Raw genomic sequence first — 20,107 nt, 5'->3', positions numbered from 1 at the left:
ATTTACCGGTTATCCGCCTTGAAACGCGCAAGGCGGGCTTCGATCGCCTGCTCGCGGTGCAATCGGTCGAGTTCGTCCAGTTCGGAACTATGGGCGTTTTCGGCTGATGGAACGCCGGTCAGACGTGAGACCGCCGCGGCGGCGCGGGCGGCATCCGCGCCCGGCGTCGGTCTGTTGTGGCCGGCGAGAGCCTCTTCGGGGTGCCTGGCGATGCTGCGCTTGAAATCGGCCAGGCGAGCGTCGGCCTCGCGGCGCGTGGCGAGCACCGCCTGCAAGGCTTTCTGGCCCTCGTCCACCTGCTCGCTCGCATCGGCCAGCGCCTTGTCGAGCGCGGCGATCTGGGATTCGAGATCGATCTGACGGGCGACGCCGGCCTTTGCCAGATCGTCGCGCCCGGAGGAGACCGCGAGGCGGATCTTCTCATCGAGCGCATTCATGTCTTCGACGATTTCGTCCTTGCGGCTCTGGATGCGGTATTCCTCGGCGCGTGCCTTGCCGAGGTCGGTGCGGGCTTCCTCCGCAGCCGCATCGATCTCGCGGATCGCCTGTTCGATCACCGCGATCTTGTTGACGCCTTCCGCTTTATCGATCGCTGCGTTCGCGATACCCGCGATCAGGCGACCCATGCGTGAAAGAATGCCTTCATTCGTCATGTTTTCCTCCATCCGAGCGGAATTCGGCGTGACGCCGATGTTAATCTCGTAGCGATCATGGTTCGCTACAAGGTATGCGGGAAAAATACTCTCCCATCCCCTGGAGTAACCGGCAACATCGAAGGGCACGGCAACGCGTCCGTGCACCGTGGCGATGGTCAGGTCCGAGGGGCCTTTGATGGCGAAGAGCTTGTCGTCGAGCGGCAGCTGCAGCGGTTCCGGGATGACGCCCCTGTTGGCGGCGAAATCACGAAGGCCGAGCGTCACCAGCCGGGCTGGCAGGCCCGTCTGCTCGCGAACGGTTTCATAGGCGAGATCATGCAGGACGACGAGATTGGCGCCCGCTTTGTCGTCGATGAGATCGGTCAGGATGTCGTTCATCCTGCGATAGGCGACAATGGTGTCGTCGAGCGCCTGCCGGGCCTGATCGTCAGGCGCCAGCATGTAGCGCAAAAGTGAGGGATGCGATGTTTTGCTCGTGGATGCCATGGACAAAAACATAAAGCACCGCTTTTGTGCTTTCAATAGGGGGCCAGAACAATACAACCTTTATTTAAGGTGCGGTTAACAGGCGGGAGGGACCAGAAGATGTGCTTGCCAAGCAACTCGCAAGAGGGCTGCGTTCGACGCAGTTCCCGCATAGCGTTGTCAGAGGAAACAGGCGGCAGATCGGCTCCGCTTCCTATCGGGCGGCGGTGCGCGCCTCGCGAATACCGGCGCTGATACGGTTGATGATGGTCCATACGAGAAGCAGAGCCACCACCGCCCAAAGCCACATAGTCCATGCTGCAAACGTGCCACCAACGGCGACAAAGATTCCGAGCGCGCCGAAAAGCACCGCACGGTCGCTCTTGCCCAGTGGCCCGTCGTAACGCCGGCTGGCGCCGGCGGTTTGACCCAATACGCCGGCAAATTCCGTCAGCACCGAGAGGAAAATCACCGCCATGACCGGCATCGCGCCGTTCGGATCGATCAGCGCAAACGGCAAATACAGGGCAGTATCCGACACGACATCGCCGATCTCGTTGAGATAGGCGCCCAAAATGCTCTTTTGCCCATGTTCGCGCGCGAGCATGCCGTCAATAGCATTGAGGCCCATGCGCAGGAGAAACCAGACGGGCACCAGCAGGAACAGCTGCGGAAGCGGAACAACGCTCAGAAAAAAACCAAGTGCAACCGAGACGGCGGCGGCAACTGAAGTCACCTGATTAGCCGTGACGCCTCGCGCCGCCATCGCGCGCACCAGAGGACGAAGGATATTCTGGAACCGGGACTTCAATTGATAAACAGACATGCTACCTCGGTGGAGTTTCGTGGCATCAGAAAATCAATCCCGGCCCCGGCAGTGCAGAACGTCGTCCTTGTGGGGAAGCGGATACTTCATATCGGCTCGCGTATAGGGCTTACATTTGCGACTAGACTTTTGCAATGAATGCAAATCATTGTTCCGCCAGTAGTTGCAACCCATCAAGCGATCAGAATTGGAGTAGACCGTGCTGCAAGCTGCCGACAGTTGGCAACCGTCCTTGACGGCCAGGCCGATGCGTGAATCCGAATTCGTGTCGCACGATGGCACGCGACTGTTTTATCGGACGTGGCCTGCGACCGGCGCTGCGCCGAAGGGCGCAATCATTCTTCTCCATCGCGGCCACGAGCATAGCGGCCGGGTCGCGCATCTCGCCACCGAGCTCGGTCTCGATGATTTTGCCTTCTACGCCTGGGACGCACGCGGCCACGGGCGTTCACCGGGAGAACGCGGCTATTCGCCATCCTTCGCTGCGTCGGTGCGTGATCTCGATTGCTTCGTCCGCCATGTCAGCGAGACAAGCGGGACTGCCGTTACAGACATTGCCGTCATTGCGCAGAGTGTCGGCGCGGTCCTCGCCACCTCCTGGGTGCACGACTATGCGCCGCTGATCCGTGCGCTCGTGCTCGCCTCACCGGCCTTCAGCGTCAAGCTCTATGTGCCTTTCGCCAGGCAAGGCATTGCGCTCTGGGAAAAGCTCAAGGGGACGTTCTTCGTCAATTCCTACGTCAAGGCCAGGTTTCTGACCCACGATCCCGAGCGCATCGCCTCCTTTGAAGCCGACCCGTTGATTACCCGGCCGATTGCCTCCAACATTCTGTTGCAGCTTTATGAAGCGGCAGCCCGCGTCGTCGACGACGCCCGCGCCATCACCGTTCCGACCCAGCTGCTGATCTCCGGCAGTGACTGGGTGGTGCGACACGCGCCGCAGCACCGGTTCTACGAAAATCTCGGCAGCCGCATCAAGGAGCGGCATGTGCTTCCTGGTTTCTACCATGACACACTCGGTGAGAAGGATCGCGCGATTGCGCTCGCCGAGGTCCGCCGTTTTATCGATGCGCGGTTTTCCGAGCCCCGGGCGCCTGCCGACCTTACTACCGCTCATATCCAGAGTTATACCAAGGATGAGGCTGACCGGCTCGCGAGCCCTCTCGACGCCACGTCCCCACGCGGCATCTACTGGGCGCTCAGCCGTCTCAACATCAGGCTCGGTGCGCTGGTGTCGGACGGCATAAAGGCGGGAGTCAAGACCGGTTTCGATTCCGGCTCGACGCTCGATTATGTCTATGAGAACCAGCCGCGGGGACTCGGTCCCGGCGGGCGGTTGATCGACAAGGTGTTCCTCGAGGCGATCGGCTGGCGCGGCATCAGGCAGCGCAAGCTGCATTTGCAGGAACTGATCGAGGAGGGGCTGCAGCGTTTGAAAGCAGCCGACCGCAGCACCCATGTGCTCGACATCGCGGCCGGGCACGGCCGTTATGTCCTTGACGCGATCGAGGCGGCTGCCGTGCGTCCCGATAGTGCGCGATTGCAGGATTATTTCCCCATCAATGTCGATGCCGGCCGCAACAGCATTGCCACGCGCGGCCTCGGTGATTTCGTCAGCTTTCGCCAGCAGGATGCCTTTGACGGCGAGGGGCTGGCTGCAATCACGCCGGCTCCGGATCTCGCAATCGTCTCCGGCCTTTACGAGCTTTTCTCCGACAATGGGATGATTGCCGCTTCGCTCGACGGGATCGCCCGCGCGATGCGGCCCGGTGGTCTGCTTGTCTACACCAACCAGCCATGGCATCCGCAATTGGAGATGATTGCCCGCGCCCTGACCTCCCACCGCGGCGGCCAAGCATGGGTGATGCGGCGGCGGACGCAGGAAGAAATGGACCAGCTGGTCGCCGCAGCCGGTTTCCGCAAGATCGAACAGCGCATCGACCAGTGGGGCATTTTCACCGTCTCGCTGGCGGAAAGAATTTGAGGGCAAGCCGTTGGGGCAGGCAGGTTCCACTCTTTCCCAGGCAGGGCCGGTCGCGAAGCGGGCGGCGCTCTGGCTCGTCTTCCTGGCGCCGTTCTTCTATCTGACCTATGGCGGTGCCAACTGGCTGGCATCGCAGCGCGCTCATGTGCCGAACATCGCCTTTGGATGGGAAAGCGCCATTCCGTTCCTGGCATGGACGATCATCCCATACTGGTCGATCAACCTGTTCTACGCGCTCTGCCTGTTCATCAACACGACGCCGCGCGATGTGGATATGCTCGCGAGGCGTTATCTGACGATCCAGATCATAGCGATCGCCTGCTTTATCGCGTTTCCGCTCGAAGCAATCTTCGTCCGGCCGGCCACGAGCGGTCTCCCCGGTTTCATGTTCGCCGTCCTCGGCGGTTTCGATAAACCGTTCAACCAGGCCCCGTCGCTGCACGTCGCGCTGCTGCTGGTGATCTGGGATCATCTGCGCTGCCGCTTGCCGCGCCGGGCGCGGCTTCTCTGGCACTTCTGGTGCTTCCTGATCGGCGCCTCCGTGCTGACGACGTGGCAGCATCACGTCATGGACATACCGACCGGCATGCTGCTCGGTCTGTTTGCCGCCTGGCTTTTTCCGCGTGATGCCGGTTCCCCTCTTGCGAATTTCGCTTTGAGCGGCGATCCGAAGTCGCGCCGTCTCGGCCTCTGCTATTTGTGCGGTGCCGTCGCGTTTCTCGGCCTCACAGTGTTCTGTACTCCTCTATCGCCCGCTGCACTTCTGTTGCTCTGGCCGGCCGTTGCGCTGGCGATCGTCGCCGTCGGATATCTCGGCGCCGGGCCGCAAATATTCCTGAAACGTGCCGATGGCCGGGCCGCGCTTGCCAGCCGCTGGCTGCTGGCACCCTATCGGCTCGGCGCTGTCATCAATGTTTGGCTCTGGACGCGCAAAATGCCGGCATCCGTGGCGATCGCCGATGGCGTCCATCTCGGCCGTTTTCCGCGTCGCCACGAGGCCAACCGTTTTGCCACTGTGATCGACATCACCGGCGAACTGCAGCGCCCGAACGGGACGCTTGCACGCTGGTGCAGTTTTCCCGCCCTCGATCTTACCGGCCTCGACAAGGTCCAGGCGCGAGCCGCGGCTGATGTCATCGAGACTGCGCGGCACCAGGGACCGGTCCTCGTCTGCTGCGCGCTGGGTTTTCAGCGGAGCGCCTGCGTCATCGTAGGTTGGCTGGTTACCAGCCGCCGTTGCGAAAACCCAGCCGAAGCATTGCAACTGATCGAACGCGCCGGGCGGCGTATTTATCTGCCGGTGGAAAGTATCCATGCTGCGAAGGAGGGCGTGCAATGACGCCGTGGAAAATCGCGGCCTCCGCGGCGGCGCGAGATCTCCGCCGCAATTCACTGTTCTGCGGGCTGACAGCACTGTTGCCGCTGATCGCCGGCCCGATCACCGGGGGATATGGAGGTTTCGCCCCAACGCTCAGCTGGCTCCTGATGCTGGTTTGCTGCGGGATTGTGCTTGCGCTGGCGATCCATCTCCTCTTCGATGCGCTGTTGTTTCGCCTCGCGGCGAGCCACGAGACAGAGGCCGCCGGTCTTGCCGCCGTCGACGACCTGCTGTTCCGGATGCAGCTTCGCAAGCCTGACCCGACGCCGCCTGGCCTGGAGAAGCGGATTGCCGGATCGCGCCGCATCGTCTGGCAGCAGCGTTTGGCGCTCGCCCTCTATCTCGTGATTTTCGCGATCCTTCAGGTCAATGCGAGCCATGCCCCGCCGCCAGCCTGAATTGCATATTGGGTGTGTGGCGGGTTTTCGCCGATACCTCTGCTTCAGCCTTGCCTCGATATGATCGACGTGTTCACGTCGTTGATGTCGCGTTTGCCGCAGAGCGCCATGGTGATGTCCATCTCCTTGCGGATGATGCCGAGCGCCAGCGTGACGCCCTCCTTGCCCATGGCGCCGAGCCCGTAGAGGAAGGGGCGGCCGATATAGGTGCCTTTCGCGCCGAGTGCCACGGCCTTCAGCACGTCCTGGCCGGAGCGGATGCCGCCGTCGAGATGGATTTCGATACGGTCGCCGACGGCATCGACGATTGAAGGCAGCATGCTGATCGAGGAGGGGGCGCCGTCGAGCTGGCGGCCGCCATGATTGGAGACAACGATCGCATCGGCGCCGGTGTCTGCGGCTGCCCGGGCGTCCTCCGGGTCGAGCACGCCCTTGATGATCAGCGGCCCGCCCCATTGTTCCTTGATCCAGGCGACGTCGGCCCAGGAGAGCCGCGGATCGAACTGCTCGTGCGTCCAAGCGGCGAGCGAGGTGATGTTGGAGACGTTCTTGGCATGGCCGATGATATTGCCGAAGGTGCGGCGCTTGGTCTTCAGCATATCCAGGCACCAGAAGGGCCGGGTCGCCATCTGCCAGAGATGTTTCGGGGTGAATCTCGGCGGCGCCGACAGGCCGTTGCGCAGGTCCTTGTGGCGCTGGCCGAGGATCTGCAGATCGGCCGTCAGCACCAGCGCTGAGCATTTGGCGGCCTTGGCGCGGTTGATCAGGCCGAGGACGAAATCCTTGTCCCTCATCACGTAGAGTTGGAACCAGAAGGGGCGCGTCGTCACCGATGCGACGTCCTCGATCGAGCAGATGCTCATGGTCGACAGTGTGAAGGGAACGCCGAACTCTTCGGCTGCCCGCGCCGCCAGCATCTCGCCATCGGCATGCTGCATGCCGGTCAGGCCGGTCGGCGCCAAGGCCACCGGCATCGACACTTTCTGGCCGATCATCGTCGTTTCAAGCGTGCGGTCAGTCATGTCGACCATCACCCGCTGCCGTAGCTTGATCCGGCTGAAATCGCTCTCATTCGCCGCATAGGTCGACTCCGTCCAGGCGCCCGAATCCGCGTAATCGAAGAACATTTTCGGCACGCGGCGCCGTGCGAGTTCTTTCAGATCGGCGATCGTGAGCGGAGTGGCCATGAATTGAACCTTCACATCTGAATTCGGCGATCCGGCGTAACATGGAAATCGCGGGAGCGTTACGGGAAATTCGAAGATCGATGCCGGCTCCGATGGCGGATAGTGGGATCATTCCTCCCATGCGATATCGCGAAGGTCGCTCGCTCCGTCGATGATGCGTATGATACGAACGTCGTCGCGGTCGCAGGAGTAGAGCACGAGCCATCTTTCGACCACCAGCACCCGGGCATCCCTGGCGATTTCCGGTCGTTTCGGACCAATTTGTGGATGTCGTCCCAGAGAGGAAACGCGCTGTTCGATGCGGTCGATGATGGTATCGGCCATGGTCTGGCCGCTGCTGCTGGCGATCCACAGCCAAATGTCCAGCATGTCCGAGCGGGCTCGGCTCGAATAAAAAACTGCGGCCATCGATCAGGCTTTGGATGCGGCAAACCGCCGGCGCCCTTCGGCCTTCACGGCATCAATGTCCAGAGGGGCGAAATCTCCGCTTTCCATTCCAACGTGCCACGCAATCCGCAGGCGTTCGGCCTCGCGGGTGTTTGCACTATCGCGCTCCTCAAGCAGCCGCAGGGCTTCGCTCACGACGTCGCTCGAAGAGCTGTAACCGCCGGATTCGATCTTTCTCTTGATGTAGCTCGCCAGTTCATCCGGCAATGAAACAGTCAGGTCCATGAGGTTTCTCCTCATGAAATTATGGGAAGATCGGCGGATTTTTGCAAGTTCGCCTGGAGGGTCTTTTTTGACGCGACGCCGGCCACATAGGTTTCGGCGACCGCCCGGTCGTCGCCCATCGTCTGCAGGAGGAAAAGTTCCTCGGGCAGGGTTTTCACCGCTTCCAGCTTCAGCGCCATGGCCGGGGTCGCGGCCGCATTGAGGACGACGAGATCGGCGTCGGTGCCGGGGTCCAGCGTGCCGACCCGGTCGGCCAGCGACAGCGCCTCGGCATTGCCGCGGGTCATCAGGTAATAGCTTTCCAGCGGGTTCAGCCGTTCTCCGAGCAATTGCTGGATCTTATAGGCCTCGTCCATGGTTTTCAGCATCGAATAGCTGGAGCCGCCGCCGATATCGGTCGCCACACCGATGCGCACCGGCTTGTCGCGCCGCGCCAGCGCCTTCAGCGGGAACAGGCCGGAGCCGAGGAAGAGGTTCGAAGTAGGGCAATGGACGGCGACCGAAGCCGTCTCACTCATGACATCGGCTTCGCGTTCGGAGAGGTGAATGGCGTGGCCGAAGAGGCTTTTCGGGCCGAGCAGGCTGTAGCGGGCATAGATGTCGGTATAGTCGATCGCCTGGGGATAGAGCTCGCAGGTGAATTTGATTTCGTCGTGATTTTCCGAAAGATGCGTCTGGATGTGCAGGTCGGGAAATTCGCGGGCAAGGGCTGATGTCGCCTCCATCTGCGCCGGCGTGGAGGTGATCGCGAAGCGCGGGGTGATGGCGACGTGGTTGCGGCCTTTGCCGTGCCAGTCCGAAATCACCTGGCGGGTCTCGTCATAGCCCATCTCGGGCGTGTCGAGCAGGCCCTGCGGGGCGTTGCGGTCCATCATCACCTTGCCGCCGACCATGCGCATATTGCGTTTCATCGCCTCGGCGAAGAAGGCGTCAGCGGAGGTCTTGTGCACGGAGCAATAGGCGACCGCCGTCGTCGTGCCGTGGCGGATCAGTTCGTCGTAGAAATGCGTGGCGATCCGCTCGGCATGTGCGCTTTCGACGAAACGGCATTCCTCGGGAAAGGTATAGGTGTTCAGCCATTCGAGCAGGTTGGCGGCATAGGAGGCGATCACCTGCATCTGCGGAAAATGCAGGTGCATGTCGATGAAGCCGGGCAGGATGAGGTGCGGGCGGTGGTCGATCTCCACCACGTCAGCGGCTGCCTTCGCCTTCACGTCGGCATAAGTGCCGACCGACGCGATCAGCCCGTCTTCGATCAGCAGGCCGCCATCTTCCTGGTAGAGATAGCTCTGGCTGTCGGCCAGGCTCAGCGGCGCCCGATGAAAGGACAGCAGGCGGCCGCGCAGGAGTGTCGTCGTCATTGTTTCTTGCCTTCGACTGCGCTTTCGAACCAGGCGACGAGCAGCTTGCGTTCGTCCGGCGTGATATCGGTGATGTTGCCGGGCGGCATGGCATGGCTGCGGCCGGCCTGTATATAGATTTCACGGGCATGGGCGGCGATATCAGCGTCGTTTTCGAGCTCGACGCCGTTCGGTGCTCGCACGATGCCCTCATAGACGGGCTCGGCGGCGTGGCACATGGAGCAGCGTGTCGCGACCAGTTGCTTGACGGCGGGAAAATGCGGATCGCTTGCGAATTGCTGGAAGGCGGGCGCCACCGCCGCCGTATCCCTTTCGCCGGTCAGCAGCTTCGGCACCGTCGAAAGCCACATGATCAGGATGAAAAGGATGACGGTGACGATCCAGGTCCAGGTCGGCCGGCCTTTCCTGGCATGGGTGGTGTTGAACCAGTGGCGGATGGTGACGCCCATCAGGAAGACCAGCGCGGCGATCACCCAGTTGAACTGTGTTCCGAAGGAGAGCGGATAGTGGTTCGACAGCATGAAGAAGATGACGGGCAGGGTCAGGTAGTTGTTGTGCAGCGATCGCTGCTTGGCGACCTGGCCGTATTTCGGGTCGGGCGTGCGGCCGGCGATCAGGTCGGCGACGACGATCTTCTGGTTCGGGATGATGATCATGAAGACATTGGCCGACATGATCGTCGCGGTGAAGGCGCCGAGATGCAGGAAGGCGGCGCGGCCGGTGAAAAGCTGCGTATAGCCCCAGGCCATGAAGACGAGCACGACATAGAGCACCGCCATCAGCCCCCAGGTGTTGCGCCCGAGCGGGGATTTGCAGAGGAGGTCATAAACGAGCCAGCCGAACGCCAGCGATGCCAGCGAGATCGCGATGGCGACCGGCGGGCTGATGTCGAGCACATGCCGGTCGATGAGGAAGAGGTCGGCGCCGCCGTAATAGACGATGCAGAGCATCAGAAAGCCGGAGATCCAGGTGAAATAGCTTTCGTATTTGAACCAGGTCAGGTGCTCGGGCATTTGCGCCGGCGCCACCAGATATTTCTGGATATGATAGAAGCCGCCACCATGGACCTGCCATTCCTCGCCATAAGCGCCGGGCGGCAGATGCGGCCGTTTCACCAGTCCGAGATCAAGCGCGATGAAATAGAAAGACGATCCGATCCAGGCGATCGCGGTGATGACATGGAACCAGCGTGCCGCGAAGGCCAGCCATTCCCATGCTATGGCATATTCATACATCGAATTCCCCTAACTTCCTCCGACTCGCGACTTTGCGGAAATTTTGACGGGGAGGGAAGAGGAGATTGAAGAGCCGCACAGGACGCCAATTCGGCAACGGTGGGGAACGCGGGCAATAATGATATGATCACCGCGCTCTACAGCGATCAACTCATCGGCGGTTTTGTCGAAGCTGCCGATCGTGTCCGCATCGTCGATATGCTCCTGTGCCTAAAAGATGCCGAGAAGGCTGTGCATTATCTCCGGCTTATACTCGGTCTGCTCATGCAGCAGGTCTTGAAACCATGACAATTCGGTTACAGTTATGTTTAAGGCCGCCGGAATGAAATAAGAACAGTGGATCAGCGGCGGCGCATTCATCGACGGAGAAGATGCCATGCGCAGCATTTTGACGTGTGTGATGATTGCATATGCGTCGCTGGCGACGGCTCACGACGCACCCTCGGGGTGGAGTTATGACCCCTATTGTTGCAACGGCGACAGTCATAATGGCGACTGCCAGATGATCCCTTCGAAAAGCGTGGCGGTGACGCCGGGCGGATATCGCGTAACGTTGCTGCCGGGCGACCACCGGCTGGTCACGCACGCGCATGTCTTCCTGCTGCCGATGACGAAGGCGATGCAATCCGGCGACAACGACTATCATCTCTGTCTGTTTCCGAACGAGGATACGCCGCGCTGTTTTTATGCGCCGGAGATGGGATTTTGAGACGAGTATCACTACAGTGGACCCGGCTGGTGAACCGGGTCCCTGTGATGATCTAATGGCCGGCCGCCTTCATCTCTTCCAGGATCCAGTTGCGGAAGGCCTTGATCTTCGGTAGGTTACGGCGGTTTTCGGGATAGGCAAGCCAGTAAGCCTTGCCGTCGCTGCGGGTCAACTCGAAGGGCTGATAGAGCCGGCCGAGCGCGATTTCGGCCGCATAGAAGGCCGGGTTGAGGATGGCGACGCCATGTCCCGACATTGCCGCGTCGGCTTCCACCGCCTGGGAGCCGAGTTGATTGCGCGGGCGGCGATCAAGATCCGTCTCGGTGACGCCGGCTGCCTCGAACCATTGTTTCCACCAGATGTCACCGGCATCGAAGAGATCGAATTTCAGGAGATCACGCGGCTCCCTGATGCCGCCGGCCGCTTCCGCCAGCTTCGGGCTCAGCATCGGTGTGAACTCCAGCCCCATCAGCCGGTGCAGGGTCAGACCCGGCCAATTGCCGTCGCCCCAGCGGATGGCGACATCGATCTGCTCGCGAGAAAAGTCGATGATATCAGAGCTCGCCTGAAAGCGCACGGCGATCGCCGGATGCTTCAAATGGAAGGAGCCGAGGCGCGGCGCCAGCCATTTTGACGCGAACGTATGGGTAGAGCTGATGGCGAGCGTGCCTTCGACACTGTCGCGCGCCGTCGCCATCGCGTCGTGCAGCATGGCGAAGGCTTCGGTCACCTTCGGCGCCAGCCGTTCGCCGGTCTCCGTCAATGCGATCTGTCGGGGCCGGCGCAGGAAGAGCGGCTCGCCGACATTCTCCTCCAAGAGCTTGATCTGGTAGCTGACGGCCGTCTGCGTCATGCCGAGCTCGTCGCCGGCCTTGGTGAAACTACCGAGCCGGGCGGCGGCCTCGAAGACGCGCAGCGCATTCAGCGGAAACTGTTTCGAAAGCTTCATGGATAAGTTCTCTTGATGCACGCAGACGGTAGTTCGATTTGGAATTGCAGCATTTTTGGCGGCAAACTGCAACCCATACCATCAAACTGACGAGGTGATGTCATGGATTGCTTTGCTATCGACGAAAAGCGCTCGCAGCCAAGCGTGGGTGTGTTCAAGCGTGTTGCCGGACTGCTGGTCGGCCGTTTCGGCCAGCTGCCCCGCCTCGACCTCGATGCTGCGCCTGATCGCATCAAGCGTGATCTTGGTTTCCTCGACGGCCGCGATCCGTTCTACGAGGACGCCTGCAAGCGATAGGCCGCCAGCGCCGTCAGGATTTCGGCGGCGGTCATTGCGGCGATCACCTCGGGGCGTTTGTCCCTGACCGCCGAGCCGCCGATCGGCAGCGTCAATCGCTCCATCCAGGCGCGTTCGCCGCCTTCGCGGGAAAGCCAGCTTGCCAAGGTGGCGCGTTTGGTCGCTGAACCGATCATGCCGGTATAGGCGAGATCCTCCCTCGCCAGCGCTTCACGGGCGATGAGAAAGTCCAGCGCATGGTCGTGCGTCAGGATGACGACCGCGCCGCCGGCCGGTATATCCTTCACCAGCGCCTCCGGCATCGGCACCAGGCGGGTCTTCGTCGCAGCCGGCAGATTGGCGAGCTCTTCCTGCCTGGTTTCGACCACCGTTACCGACAGCGGCAGCGGCGCAAGAGCTGCGGCCAGCGCGCGGCCGACATGGCCGGCGCCGAAGAGAAGCACCTCGGGCAGGCGCTCGATCTCGCGTGTGGCGTCGAGCTCGTCTTTCAACGTCGGCGTCAGCCGGCGGAACCGCAATTGTGTACGCCCACCGCAGCACTGGCCGATTTCGGGGCCGAGCGGGATATCCATGCTGGTCGCGCCGCCGGTTCCCGCCAGCATCTCCCGTGCATTGTGGATCGCCATGAATTCGAACTGTCCGCCGCCGATCGTGCCCCACAGCGCGGTTGGCGAGACGAGCATGAAGGCCCCGGCCTCGCGTGGGGTGGAGCCTTGCGTGCTGGTGATGTCGATGAGGATTGCGTCGGGGTGGGCGGCGAGGAAGACGGGGAGGTCGGTCATGGGATCGCTCCGTGACCTATGGAGTATGCCGCGAAGACCCCCTCATCCGACCCTTCGGGCCACCTTCTCCCCGCTGGGGAGAAGAGGGAGAATGCCGCGCTTTTGTCGATCCCATCTACGCTTTTACATGTAGTTTCTGCAGGTTCAGCGGTTTGCTTGAGCGATGCGCAAAAGCCTTGTTCCCTCTTCTCCCCAGCGGGGAGAAGGTGGCCCGAAGGGTCGGATGAGGGGGCTTGGTTCAAGCGCATTACGTTCTCAATTTCCCGGTACGAATGATCGCAGGATAGAAGCGGAGGATATCATCGCGCTGGACTATTCGCCTTTCAAGTGCGGCAAGGATCGTGTCGAGGACTGCTCTTCGCTCCTGGGTTATTTCATGATTCCAAAATCGGAGGATTGAATATCCAGCCTGGTTTAGCCACAAGGTCCGAGTAATGTCGGACATATTGTCGGCGTGTTGAAATCCATCGATTTCGATAATCAGTCGCGCTTCGCGGCATAGAAAGTCGGCGATGTAGGCCCCAAGTGGGGCTTGTCGCATAAACTTATAGCCATTCAACTGTGGATTTCGCAGATCGCCCCAAAGCCGATATTCCTCTTCAGTTTCGGTTTGACGTAATTTGCGAGCTTGCAGAGTTTTGCCGGGACGTCTTTTCCTAATGTCTTCGGGATCGGACATATTTCGCCGCCATCCTACACCCGCTTCATCCGCTCCACCGCCATCAGCACCCGTTCCGGCGTCGCCGGGGCGTCGAGCCTGGGGCAGACCTTGTAATCCGCCACGCTGGCGACCGCCATCGACAGCGCCTCCAGCACCGAGATCGCCAGCATGAAGGGCGGTTCGCCGACGGCCTTGGAGCGGCCGATGGTGGCCTCCGCGTTCTCCGACCATTCGGCGAGGCGCACGTTGAAGATCTTCGGGCGGTCGGAGGCGAGCGGGATCTTGTAGGTGGACGGCGCATGGGTGCGCAGCCGTCCATTGTCATCCCACCAGAGTTCTTCCGTCGTCAGCCAGCCCAGGCCCTGCACGAAGGCGCCCTCGACCTGGCCGAGGTCGATTGCTGGGTTCAGCGAGCGGCCGACATCGTGAAGGATGTCGGTGCGGTCAATCAGATATTCGCCGGTCAGCGTGTCGATCGAGACTTCGGTGCAGGCGGCGCCATAGGCGAAATAAAAGAAAGGCGTGCCGCGGCCGGCCTTGCGGTCCCAGTGGATCTTCGGCGTCTTGTAGAAGCCGGCGGCAGACAGCTGGACGCGGGCGAAATAGGCCTGCTTGATGAAATCGGGGAAGGGGATCTCGATTTCACCGACCCGCACCCGGTTGGGCAGGAAGACAATGTCGGAAGGCGCCACTTCCCATTTCTCGGCGGCAAAGGCGACCAGACGTTCCTTGATCTGGCGGGCGGCATCATAGGCCGCCATGCCATTCAGATCCGAGCCGGAGGAGGCGGCGGTGGCCGAGGTGTTCGGCACCTTGGCGGTTGTCGTCGCGGTGATCTTCACCCGGTCGATATCGACCTGGAAGCTGTCGGCCAGCACCTGCGCGACCTTGGTATAGAGGCCCTGGCCCATTTCGGTGCCGCCATGGTTCAGGTGGATCGAGCCGTCCTGATAGATGTGGACGAGCGCACCGGCCTGGTTGAAGGCGGTCATGGTGAAGGAAATGCCGAATTTCACCGGCGTCAGGGCAATGCCCTTCTTGATATAGCGGCTGTCGCGGTTGAAGCCGATGATGGCGTTGCGTCGCGCCCGGTAGTCTGACGTGTTCTCCAACTCTTCGACGACGGGGGCAATGATATTGTCCTCGACCTCTTGATGGTAGGGCGTCAGCGTGCGTCCGGAGCCCGGCTGGCCGTAGAAATTCAGCTTGCGGATATCCAACGGATCCTTGCCGAGGGCATAAGCGATCTCCTCGATGAGGCGCTCGGCGCCGAGCATGCCCTGCGGGCCGCCGAAGCCGCGGAAGGCGGTGTTGGAGACCGTGTGCGTTTTCAGCGGCTTCGACTGGAGATGCACATGCGGATAGAAATAGCTGGAATCGGCATGGAAGAGGGCGCGGTCGGTTACCGGTCCCGACAGATCCGAGGAGAAGCCGCAGCGGGCCGCGTAAGTGGCGTCGACGGCGTGGATGCGGCCTTCGGCATCGAAGCCCACGTCGTAATCGACCAGAAAATCGTGACGCTTGCCGGTGGCGCTCATATCCTCGTCGCGGTCCGGGCGGAATTTAATCGCACGGCCGAGCTTCTTGGCGGCGATCGCGGCAAGGGCTGCGAACTGATTACCCTGCGTTTCCTTGCCGCCGAAGCCGCCGCCCATACGGCGCACGTTGACGGTGACCGCGTTCGACGGGATATCGAGCACGTGGCCGACAATGTGCTGGATCTCGCTCGGATGCTGCGTCGAGGACCAGACGGTGACCTCGTCGTCCTCGCCGGGAATCGCCACGGCGATATGGCCTTCGAGATAGAAATGCTCCTGTCCGCCGATGCGCATCTGGCCCTTCAGCCGCATGGCGGCATTCAACATTTCCGTTTCCGGCTCGCCGCGGAGGAGCGTCATCGGGGTGATCACTAAGGGGCCGCCATTGGCAAGGGCGCCGTCGATATCGTGCCAGTGCGGGAGGTCGCGATAGTCGATCTTCGCCAGCCGCGCGGCGCGGCGCGCCGCGTCGCGCGTCTCGGCTATGACGGCAAAGATCGGCTGACCGTGGAACTGCACTAAGGTTTCAGCGAGCAGCGGCTCGTCATGGCTACCGTTGGAGCTGGTGTCGTTGACGCCGGGAACGTCCTTGCCGGTGAAAACCCAGACGACGCCGGGATAGGCGGCGACAGCGGAAAGATCGATGCCTATGATTTCGGCATGCGCCCGGTCGGAGAGGCCGAGCGCGCCGTGCAGCAAGCCGGCGGGTTCGGGAATATCGTCGATATAATCGGCGCTTCCGGTGACATGTTTATGCGCTGAATCATGGCGCAGCGAGCCGTGCATGGGGCCGGAGATGACGACTTTGGGGTCTTCGAAGGTGGACTTGTCCATTAGCGGCGTCCTTGGTTGCCGGCACCGTTTTGACGGTGGCCCCTCATACGGCTGCCGCCACCTTCTCCCCGCTTGCGGGGAGAAGGGACATGCCGCGCCGTCTCCGTTTCTCGCCACTTCTCGCAGGGCACGTCCCCTCTCCCCGCAGGCGGGGAGAGGGTTAGGGTGAGGGGCAAAGTGGTGACTGCCGGAGGCTGGCTAGCGAAACAATCCATCACGCCACCTCCTCGAACCGCTTCAGCTCCGCCGGCGCGCCCACGGTTTCCAGATAGAACCGCGTCAGCAGGTTCTTCGCCGTCAGTTGCCGGTATTCGGCCGTAGCGCGCCAGTCGGTCAGCGGCTGGTAGTCGCTGTCGAAGGCGGGGCGGGCGGCGTCGATCGTCGCTTCCGTCCATGGCTTGCCGATCAGTTCAGCCTCGACTGTTCGGGCGCGTTTCGGCGTTGCCGCCATGCCGCCGAAGGCGATGCGGATGTCGGTGACCACGTCGGCCTCATCGAGCGTCAGCAGGAAGGCGCCGAGCACGGCGGTGATGTCTTCGTCGCGCCGCTTGGTGATCTTGTAGGCGGCAAAGTGGCTGGTGGGCTTGGGATAGGGCACGAATACGCTCTCGACGAATTCGCCGGGCCTGCGGTCCTGCTTGCCATAGGCGATGAAGAAATCTTCGAGCGGCATCTTGCGCCGGCCTTCCAGCGAGCGCAGCGTCAGCGTCGCGCCGAGTGCGATCAAGGGCGGCGGGCTGTCGCCGATTGGCGAACCGTTGGCGATATTGCCGCCGATCGTGCCCATGTTGCGGACCTGCTCGCCGCCGATACGGTCGATCAGCCGTCCGAGCGCCGGAATTTTCCGGGCAATCGCTTCGAAGGCCTTGGTATAGCTGACACCGGCGCCGATGGTGACGCCGTCTTCGCTTTCCGTGACCGACTGCAGCTCGCTCAGATGATTGATGAAAACGACCGGGCTCAGCCGGCGCATCTGCTTCGTCACCCAGAGGCCGACATCGGTCGCGCCGGCAACGACGGCCGCCTCGGGTTCCTCAGAGAGGACTTCCGCCAGAGCCTGAACAGACGCCGGAACGATCAACCGGCCTTCGCCACTGGCAATCCGGATGGTGCCGCTCGCCTGCAGAGCCCAGAGCCGCGCGATGATTTCCGATCGTGTCCGCTGCAGCGGATCGAAGAGCGCGCTCGGCCGCGTCAGGCTCACCTGCTCGGCGGCCTTGACGATCGGCTCATAACCCGTGCAACGACAGAGATTGCCTTGCAGCGCCTTTTCTATCTCGCGGCGGCCGGGATTTTCCTTCGTCAGCCACAGTCCATAGAGCGACATGACAAAGCCCGGGGTGCAGAAGCCGCATTGCGAGCCATGACAGTCGACGAGCGCCTGCTGCACCGGATGCAGCGCGCCGTCCCGGCCGGCGAGATGTTCGACCGTCACCACATGGGTGGCGTGTAGCGAGCCCATGAATCGGATGCAGGCGTTGACGGCTTCATAGGCGAGCTTGCCGTCGGCGAGCCGCCCGACGAGCACGGTGCAGGCGCCGCAATCGCCCTCGGCGCATCCTTCCTTGGTGCCGGTCAGGCGCCGCTTCAACCGCAGAAAATCGAGAAGCGTCTCGGTCGGCCCGACATCGGTGAGCGCGATATCCTCGCCGTTCAGGATGAAGCGGATGCTGTCGTTCATGATATTCCCGGTTGTTTTTCCAAATGGTTATGCCGCCGTCCAGCCACCGTCAATCGAGATGTGCGTTCCGGTCACCTGCCGGGCGGCATCGCTGGCGAGGTAGAGCGACAATGCGCCGATCTCTTCGGCCTTGACGAATTCGCGCGTCGGCTGCGCCTTGAGGATGACCTCGCTCTTCACCTGCTCCTCGGTCATGCCGCGGGCCCGGGCGGTATCGGGTATCTGCTTTTCGACCAGCGGCGTCAGCACGTAGCCGGGGCAGATGGCGTTGACCGTCACTCCGAATTCGGCAAGCTCCAGCGCCGCCGTCTTCGTCAGGCCTAATATACCATGTTTTGCCGCGACATAGGCGGATTTGAAGGGGGAGGCGACCAGCCCGTGCGCCGAGGCGATGTTGATGATGCGGCCATGCTTCCTGGCCTTCATCAGCGGGATCGCGGCGCGCATGGTGTGGAAGGAGCTCGAAAGGTTGATGGCGATGATCTGGTCCCATTTTTCGATCGGGAAATCCTCGATCTTCTCGACATGCTGGATTCCGGCATTGTTGACCAGGATATCGACGGTGCCGAAGCTCTTCGCCGCCGTTTCGATCAGGTCGGCGATCTCAGCGGGCTTGGTCATGTCGGCCGGATGGTAGATCGCCCGTCCCTTGGATACTGATTCAAGCCGTTCGACGATCGCCTTGATTTCATCGGCATTTCCGAAGCCATTGATGACGATGTTGTCACCCGCTTCGGCGAAGGCGGTGGCGATCGCGAGACCGATGCCGCTGGTGGAGCCGGTGACGACGACTGATCTGCTCATGTTTTTCTCCCTGGGGCGGATGCTGCGTTGCAGCGTCGCCGGCGAGGTTATGCCCAAAGTCGGCAGGCTGGCAATTCCGCTTTATTGGCTTTTCTCATCCGTATCCGTGTCCTATTGATTTGCAACGATAATGATATGTTTGAGGAGGGGTTTGATGAGTGGATATGTTCTGGCGATCGATCAGGGAACGACATCGACGCGGGCGATCGTCTTCGATGGCGACATGCATGTTGCCGGCAAGAGCCAGAAGGAATTCACCCAACTCTATCCGCGCTCCGGCTGGGTGGAGCACGATCCCGAGGAGATATGGGATTCGGTCGTCTCCACCGTCAACATGGCATTGCGCGACGCAGGGATTACGGCGAGGGATGTTGCAGCGCTCGGCATCACCAACCAGCGCGAAACGGTGGTCGTCTGGGAGCGCCAGACCGGCCGGCCGATCCACAACGCGATCGTCTGGCAGGACCGCCGCACGGCGAGCTATTGCGACAATCTGAAACGGCAGGATCTGGAGCGGCTGTTCACGAAAAAGACCGGTCTTATTCTCGATCCCTATTTTTCCGGCACGAAGCTGTCGTGGATGCTCGCCAACGTCAAGGGCGCCAGGGCGCGCGCCGCCAGAGGCGATCTCTGCTTCGGCACGATCGACGCCTTCCTGATCTGGCGCCTGACCGGCGGCAAGAGCTTCGTCACCGACGCGACCAACGCCTCGCGCACGCTGATGTTCAATATTGCCGAAAATAGCTGGGACGAGGATCTGCTCGATATTCTCAGGGTGCCGGCCGCCATGCTGCCTGAAGTCAAGGATTGCGCCGCCGATTTCGGAACGGTCGACGCCGATATCTTCGGCGCCGCGATCCCGATTCTCGGGGTTGCCGGCGATCAGCAGGCCGCGACCATCGGTCAGGCCTGTTTTGCACCGGGCATGCTGAAATCGACCTATGGCACCGGCTGTTTCGCGCTGCTCAATACCGGCGCCGATATGGTCCGCTCGAAAAACCGGCTGCTGACCACCATCGCCTATCGGCTGAACGGTGAGACGACCTACGCGCTCGAGGGATCGATCTTCATCGCCGGTGCAGCGGTGCAATGGCTGCGGGACGGGCTCGGGATCATCGGCAGCGCCGCCGAGACCAATGCGCTTGCCGAAAAGGCTGATCCGACGCAAGAAGTCTATCTCGTGCCCGCCTTTACCGGGCTGGGCGCGCCGCATTGGGACGCCAAGGCGCGCGGTGCCATCTTCGGGCTGACGCGCAACAGCGGCCCGGCGGAGCTTTCGCGGGCCGCGCTCGAAGCCGTCTGCTACCAGACCCGCGATCTGCTCGAGGCCATGCAGAAGGATTGGAAGAACAGCGGCGACGATACCGTACTGCGCGTCGATGGCGGCATGGTTGCCTCGGACTGGACGATGCAGCGCCTCGCCGACCTGCTCGATGCCCCCGTCGACCGCCCGGTGATTCTCGAGACGACGGCCCTCGGTGCCGCCTGGCTCGCCGGCAGCCGGGCAGGGGTCTGGCCGGACAGGGACGGCTTTTCTGCGACGTGGAAACGCGACCGGCGGTTCGAGCCCGATATGGATGAGAAGGTGCGGGCGGCCAAGCTCAAGGGTTGGAAGAATGCGGTCCGGCGGACCCTGAGCGACGGGTGAGGCAATCGGAACCGCGCGATAGCGCTGCCTTGTGTGCGCGGG

Annotated in this window: 20 protein-coding genes; 7 read left to right on the top strand and 13 right to left on the bottom strand. The window is 61.9% G+C overall.

Translation table 11 applies throughout. The features are described 5' to 3' along the window. Positions 1-2: 2 nt before the first annotated feature. Together EFR00_RS20865 and EFR00_RS20860 are read right to left on the bottom strand one after the other, a co-directional pair. The gene (locus EFR00_RS20865; RefSeq protein ID WP_183738551.1) at positions 3-1,142 is read right to left on the bottom strand and encodes a PspA/IM30 family protein; all 1,140 of its coding nucleotides are present in this window, start codon (positions 1,140-1,142) and stop codon (positions 3-5) included. A gap of 193 nt (positions 1,143-1,335) precedes the next feature. Continuing rightward, positions 1,336-1,947, bottom strand: a complete 612-nt coding sequence (locus EFR00_RS20860; protein WP_077989962.1) for a CDP-alcohol phosphatidyltransferase family protein — start codon at positions 1,945-1,947, stop codon at positions 1,336-1,338. A gap of 199 nt (positions 1,948-2,146) precedes the next feature. On the opposite strand from EFR00_RS20860, the gene EFR00_RS20855 reads away from it, so the two are divergent. Genes EFR00_RS20855 through EFR00_RS20845 form a run of 3 tightly spaced genes read left to right on the top strand, consistent with a single transcriptional unit; the run spans position 2,147 to position 5,707 of the window. Beyond that, positions 2,147-3,931 (top strand): bifunctional alpha/beta hydrolase/class I SAM-dependent methyltransferase, encoded by a 1,785-nt coding sequence (locus EFR00_RS20855; RefSeq protein ID WP_077989963.1) that lies wholly within the window; start codon positions 2,147-2,149, stop codon positions 3,929-3,931. 10 nt (positions 3,932-3,941) lie between these two features. Continuing rightward, the gene (locus EFR00_RS20850; protein ID WP_077989964.1) at positions 3,942-5,270 is read left to right on the top strand and encodes a phosphatase PAP2/dual specificity phosphatase family protein; all 1,329 of its coding nucleotides are present in this window, start codon (positions 3,942-3,944) and stop codon (positions 5,268-5,270) included. After that, complete coding sequence (locus tag EFR00_RS20845) at positions 5,267-5,707, top strand: hypothetical protein (RefSeq protein WP_009995788.1); 441 nt, start codon at positions 5,267-5,269, stop codon at positions 5,705-5,707. The genes EFR00_RS20850 and EFR00_RS20845 overlap by 4 nt, the downstream gene beginning before the upstream one ends. 44 nt (positions 5,708-5,751) lie before the next feature. On the opposite strand, the gene EFR00_RS20840 is transcribed toward EFR00_RS20845, so the two are convergent. The 5 genes from EFR00_RS20840 to puuD all read right to left on the bottom strand — a co-directional run bounded on the left by EFR00_RS20840 (position 5,752) and on the right by puuD (position 10,162). Beyond that, positions 5,752-6,894: an alpha-hydroxy acid oxidase gene (locus EFR00_RS20840; RefSeq protein WP_077989965.1), complete on the bottom strand. Its 1,143-nt coding sequence runs from the start codon at positions 6,892-6,894 to the stop codon at positions 5,752-5,754. A 108-nt stretch (positions 6,895-7,002) separates the two neighbouring features. Continuing rightward, a complete protein-coding gene (locus EFR00_RS20835) occupies positions 7,003-7,302 on the bottom strand; it encodes a type II toxin-antitoxin system RelE/ParE family toxin (RefSeq protein ID WP_077989966.1) in 300 nt (99 codons plus the stop codon). A gap of 3 nt (positions 7,303-7,305) precedes the next feature. Beyond that, positions 7,306-7,566, bottom strand: coding sequence for a type II toxin-antitoxin system ParD family antitoxin (locus tag EFR00_RS20830; RefSeq protein ID WP_009984773.1), 261 nt, complete (start codon positions 7,564-7,566; stop codon positions 7,306-7,308). Positions 7,567-7,577: 11 nt separating this feature from the next. Then, positions 7,578-8,927, bottom strand: coding sequence for a guanine deaminase (gene guaD, locus EFR00_RS20825; protein WP_077989967.1), 1,350 nt, complete (start codon positions 8,925-8,927; stop codon positions 7,578-7,580). Further along, entirely contained in the window at positions 8,924-10,162 is a 1,239-nt protein-coding gene (gene puuD / locus EFR00_RS20820; RefSeq protein ID WP_077989968.1) for a urate hydroxylase PuuD, read from the bottom strand. Before puuD ends, guaD begins: the two co-directional genes overlap by 4 nt. Before the next feature lie 123 nt (positions 10,163-10,285). Between puuD and EFR00_RS33100 the strand changes: the two genes are divergently transcribed. Together EFR00_RS33100 and EFR00_RS20815 are read left to right on the top strand one after the other, a co-directional pair. Then, positions 10,286-10,450 carry a hypothetical protein gene (locus tag EFR00_RS33100; protein ID WP_009995631.1) on the top strand — a complete coding sequence of 55 codons (165 nt, stop codon included), beginning with the start codon at positions 10,286-10,288 and terminating at the stop codon, positions 10,448-10,450. A gap of 88 nt (positions 10,451-10,538) precedes the next feature. Then, positions 10,539-10,871 (top strand): hypothetical protein, encoded by a 333-nt coding sequence (locus tag EFR00_RS20815; protein ID WP_038690579.1) that lies wholly within the window; start codon positions 10,539-10,541, stop codon positions 10,869-10,871. A 52-nt stretch (positions 10,872-10,923) separates the two neighbouring features. On the opposite strand, the gene gcvA is transcribed toward EFR00_RS20815, so the two are convergent. Then, entirely contained in the window at positions 10,924-11,820 is an 897-nt protein-coding gene (gene gcvA / locus EFR00_RS20810) for a transcriptional regulator GcvA (RefSeq protein ID WP_077989969.1), read from the bottom strand. 102 nt (positions 11,821-11,922) lie between these two features. On the opposite strand from gcvA, the gene EFR00_RS20805 reads away from it, so the two are divergent. After that, entirely contained in the window at positions 11,923-12,117 is a 195-nt protein-coding gene (locus EFR00_RS20805) for a hypothetical protein (RefSeq protein WP_009995628.1), read from the top strand. Here the strand turns inward: EFR00_RS20805 and xdhC are convergent. The 5 genes from xdhC to EFR00_RS20780 all read right to left on the bottom strand — a co-directional run bounded on the left by xdhC (position 12,093) and on the right by EFR00_RS20780 (position 18,417). Beyond that, positions 12,093-12,899: a xanthine dehydrogenase accessory protein XdhC gene (xdhC, locus tag EFR00_RS20800; protein ID WP_077989970.1), complete on the bottom strand. Its 807-nt coding sequence runs from the start codon at positions 12,897-12,899 to the stop codon at positions 12,093-12,095. The genes EFR00_RS20805 and xdhC overlap by 25 nt on opposite strands. A 247-nt stretch (positions 12,900-13,146) precedes the next feature. Then, complete coding sequence (locus tag EFR00_RS20795; protein ID WP_009983735.1) at positions 13,147-13,578, bottom strand: endonuclease domain-containing protein; 432 nt, start codon at positions 13,576-13,578, stop codon at positions 13,147-13,149. Between the two features lie 14 nt (positions 13,579-13,592). Then, on the bottom strand, positions 13,593-15,932 hold the full coding sequence (xdhB, locus tag EFR00_RS20790; RefSeq protein ID WP_077989972.1) for a xanthine dehydrogenase molybdopterin binding subunit: 2,340 nt from the start codon (positions 15,930-15,932) through the stop codon (positions 13,593-13,595). 214 nt (positions 15,933-16,146) lie between these two features. Then, the gene (xdhA, locus tag EFR00_RS20785; RefSeq protein ID WP_077989974.1) at positions 16,147-17,613 is read right to left on the bottom strand and encodes a xanthine dehydrogenase small subunit; all 1,467 of its coding nucleotides are present in this window, start codon (positions 17,611-17,613) and stop codon (positions 16,147-16,149) included. A gap of 27 nt (positions 17,614-17,640) precedes the next feature. Further along, a complete protein-coding gene (locus EFR00_RS20780) occupies positions 17,641-18,417 on the bottom strand; it encodes a 3-hydroxybutyrate dehydrogenase (protein ID WP_077989975.1) in 777 nt (258 codons plus the stop codon). Between the two features lie 154 nt (positions 18,418-18,571). Here EFR00_RS20780 and glpK point away from each other — a divergent pair, with 154 nt between their 5' ends. Beyond that, positions 18,572-20,065, top strand: a complete 1,494-nt coding sequence (gene glpK / locus EFR00_RS20775) for a glycerol kinase GlpK (RefSeq protein WP_077989976.1) — start codon at positions 18,572-18,574, stop codon at positions 20,063-20,065. Positions 20,066-20,107 lie beyond the last annotated feature (42 nt).

Origin of the sequence: Rhizobium sophoriradicis, from assembly GCF_003939025.1 — a bacterium.
GTDB lineage: Bacteria > Pseudomonadota > Alphaproteobacteria > Rhizobiales > Rhizobiaceae > Rhizobium > Rhizobium sophoriradicis.
This window is presented reverse-complemented; position numbering and strand designations above follow the sequence as displayed.

Bases quoted from the DNA above. Each gene is read 5' to 3' on its own strand.
- xdhA (WP_077989974.1), bottom strand. From the start codon at position 17,613: ATGAACGACAGCATCCGCTTCATCCTGAACGGCGAGGATATCGCGCTC.
- EFR00_RS20835 (WP_077989966.1), bottom strand. From the start codon at position 7,302: ATGGCCGCAGTTTTTTATTCGAGCCGAGCCCGCTCGGACATGCTGGAC.
- EFR00_RS20845 (WP_009995788.1), top strand. From the start codon at position 5,267: ATGACGCCGTGGAAAATCGCGGCCTCCGCGGCGGCGCGAGATCTCCGC.
- EFR00_RS20780 (WP_077989975.1), bottom strand. From the start codon at position 18,417: ATGAGCAGATCAGTCGTCGTCACCGGCTCCACCAGCGGCATCGGTCTC.
- EFR00_RS20860 (WP_077989962.1), bottom strand. From the start codon at position 1,947: ATGTCTGTTTATCAATTGAAGTCCCGGTTCCAGAATATCCTTCGTCCT.
- puuD (WP_077989968.1), bottom strand. From the start codon at position 10,162: ATGTATGAATATGCCATAGCATGGGAATGGCTGGCCTTCGCGGCACGC.
- EFR00_RS20795 (WP_009983735.1), bottom strand. From the start codon at position 13,578: ATGTCCGATCCCGAAGACATTAGGAAAAGACGTCCCGGCAAAACTCTG.
- EFR00_RS20865 (WP_183738551.1), bottom strand. From the start codon at position 1,142: ATGGCATCCACGAGCAAAACATCGCATCCCTCACTTTTGCGCTACATG.
- xdhB (WP_077989972.1), bottom strand. From the start codon at position 15,932: ATGGACAAGTCCACCTTCGAAGACCCCAAAGTCGTCATCTCCGGCCCC.
- EFR00_RS20815 (WP_038690579.1), top strand. From the start codon at position 10,539: ATGCGCAGCATTTTGACGTGTGTGATGATTGCATATGCGTCGCTGGCG.
- EFR00_RS20805 (WP_009995628.1), top strand. From the start codon at position 11,923: ATGGATTGCTTTGCTATCGACGAAAAGCGCTCGCAGCCAAGCGTGGGT.
- glpK (WP_077989976.1), top strand. From the start codon at position 18,572: ATGAGTGGATATGTTCTGGCGATCGATCAGGGAACGACATCGACGCGG.
- guaD (WP_077989967.1), bottom strand. From the start codon at position 8,927: ATGACGACGACACTCCTGCGCGGCCGCCTGCTGTCCTTTCATCGGGCG.
- EFR00_RS20840 (WP_077989965.1), bottom strand. From the start codon at position 6,894: ATGGCCACTCCGCTCACGATCGCCGATCTGAAAGAACTCGCACGGCGC.
- xdhC (WP_077989970.1), bottom strand. From the start codon at position 12,899: ATGACCGACCTCCCCGTCTTCCTCGCCGCCCACCCCGACGCAATCCTC.
- EFR00_RS20830 (WP_009984773.1), bottom strand. From the start codon at position 7,566: ATGGACCTGACTGTTTCATTGCCGGATGAACTGGCGAGCTACATCAAG.
- EFR00_RS33100 (WP_009995631.1), top strand. From the start codon at position 10,286: ATGATCACCGCGCTCTACAGCGATCAACTCATCGGCGGTTTTGTCGAA.
- gcvA (WP_077989969.1), bottom strand. From the start codon at position 11,820: ATGAAGCTTTCGAAACAGTTTCCGCTGAATGCGCTGCGCGTCTTCGAG.